Source organism: Priestia sp. P5_B4, assembly GCF_056400385.1.
Map to the genome: position 1 here is coordinate 1 of NZ_JBFULJ010000785.1, position 1,798 is coordinate 1,798.

Below are 1,798 nucleotides of genomic sequence, written 5' to 3' on the forward strand. Positions count from 1 at the left end.
ATTCCCTGGTATGGGCGGATTCCCTGGTATGGGYGGATCACCTGGTATGGGYGGATTCCCTGGTATGGGCGGATCACCTGGTATGGGYGGATYMCCTGGTATGGGYGGATYMCCTGGTATGGGCGGATCACCTGGTATGGGTGGATTCCCTGGTATGGGCGGATTCCCTGGTATGGGCGGATCACCTGGTATGGGCGGATCACCTGGTATGGGCGGATTCCCTGGTATGGGCGGATTMCCTGGTATGGGTGGATTCCCTGGTATGGGCTAAAAGCTATAGTTGTTCCACAATAACTAAAAATATAAGCGAACTTCCTTATTGTATCAAAGAGCTCGCTTGTATCATGGGGATAATATTGTTGCTTTTATGAGCACTAACTACTTAAAATAGCCCGTATAAGTATACATTTTAAAACGGTTTATCTCTGTCTAAAACTTATGACTTTCTGAACGATATAAATTAAAGGATTCTGATATATTCGTCAGTATATTTATTATTTTAGCTAATAAAAAATAAGCACCTATTAGGTGCTTATTGAATATGAATTATAGTTTGTTTAGCAAGTTGTTGGCTAGGCATTAGTTCTAGGGCATATGCTACATCTTTTAATTCTGGGCTATTAGGTAAATCGTAAGAACCTATAGACTCAAAATATTGAATTTGTTCATCTGTCAAAAGATTAAGTGGAATGCACACATCCACAACGGCTCTAATAATAGTTATACCTAGCTTCTTTGCTAAATATGGTCTATGATTACCTCCATTGCTAACGCAGAAATCACCGTTTGGAAATAATGTTAGATTAATATCCATATGAGAGGAACTAGTTGYTACATATCCGTGATTCTCAATCGATTTAAGAAGACGATTTAACTTTTCTACAGACAAAACATTATCATGAGTCAAGCCTTTTATTCTTGAAACTGGCACCAACATTGAGCCAGCATGATGAATTAAGTAGTTTCTACCATAAATTTCTGTATAGTCATCATAAAATCTCCAGCCTGTGTATTCAATTTTCATAAGAACCTACTTCACGCTTGCCGATGCCTTTTTGATAATTTTTCATACGTGAAGAAGCAGACGATAATTTTGACACAATGTAACCTTGTGGGTCAGCACGCAAGTTATTATTCACAAGGTTCTCAATTTTATCATTTGCGAACATGTTAGCAACTCTTGCTAAATGATCAATTGTATCCATAAGTTCTGGATAGTCATGATAATTAGAAATAGCAGTAGAGTGAATTTCTTGTAAATCATCACGAATCTTTTTTAAGGTTTCAATATCAAATCTGCTCATCAGTATCATCTCCCGTTGTCTTAAATACAATAAATGATATTAAGTTCATTGTGAAATTAGAATATAGTATCTACTTTTAATAATGTCTAGAAAGGTTGGTTGTATAATAATCGATGAATTTTATCAGAAAATATTAGATGGAGAACTCAGTGATGAAGAAATATTACGTATTAGTGAAGGAGATGATGAACCTTTAGCTAGTAATTAACGAGTAATGTTGGTTGAGTATTTAATGAGTTTACAAGGTTTAACCAAGAATGAAGCTTATCAAGTTACTTTTGAATATATCAATTATTAGTTTACATTCTATCAAAAGTGTATGTGAATTATATGTAAATTAAATGTTGTAATAAAAAGCATCCTTATACGTAGAGATGCTTTTCAAAGTGTATTTGTATTTCCACTTCCTAAAGTAGGCGTCTGAGTAGGTGTTGAACTAGGCGACTGTTGAGAAGAAGTGTTTTGAGAGCCTATTACTGAACTTGAATTAGGAC

General features: G+C 35.5%; 3 protein-coding genes. 1 reads left to right on the forward strand and 2 read right to left on the reverse strand.

All coding sequences use genetic code 11. The annotated features are described in order from the left end of the window. The coding region (locus AC1DRF_RS25945) for a hypothetical protein (RefSeq protein ID WP_477742070.1) at positions 1-271 on the forward strand (271 nt) is incomplete at its 5' end. A 261-nt stretch (positions 272-532) separates the two neighbouring features. Here the strand turns inward: AC1DRF_RS25945 and AC1DRF_RS25950 are convergent. Together AC1DRF_RS25950 and AC1DRF_RS25955 are read right to left on the reverse strand one after the other, a co-directional pair. Then, positions 533-1,024, reverse strand: a complete 492-nt coding sequence (locus tag AC1DRF_RS25950) for a hypothetical protein (RefSeq protein WP_477742071.1) — start codon at positions 1,022-1,024, stop codon at positions 533-535. Further along, the gene (locus AC1DRF_RS25955; protein WP_013083107.1) at positions 1,014-1,304 is read right to left on the reverse strand and encodes a hypothetical protein; all 291 of its coding nucleotides are present in this window, start codon (positions 1,302-1,304) and stop codon (positions 1,014-1,016) included. The genes AC1DRF_RS25950 and AC1DRF_RS25955 overlap by 11 nt, the downstream gene beginning before the upstream one ends. Positions 1,305-1,798: the final 494 nt, after the last annotated feature.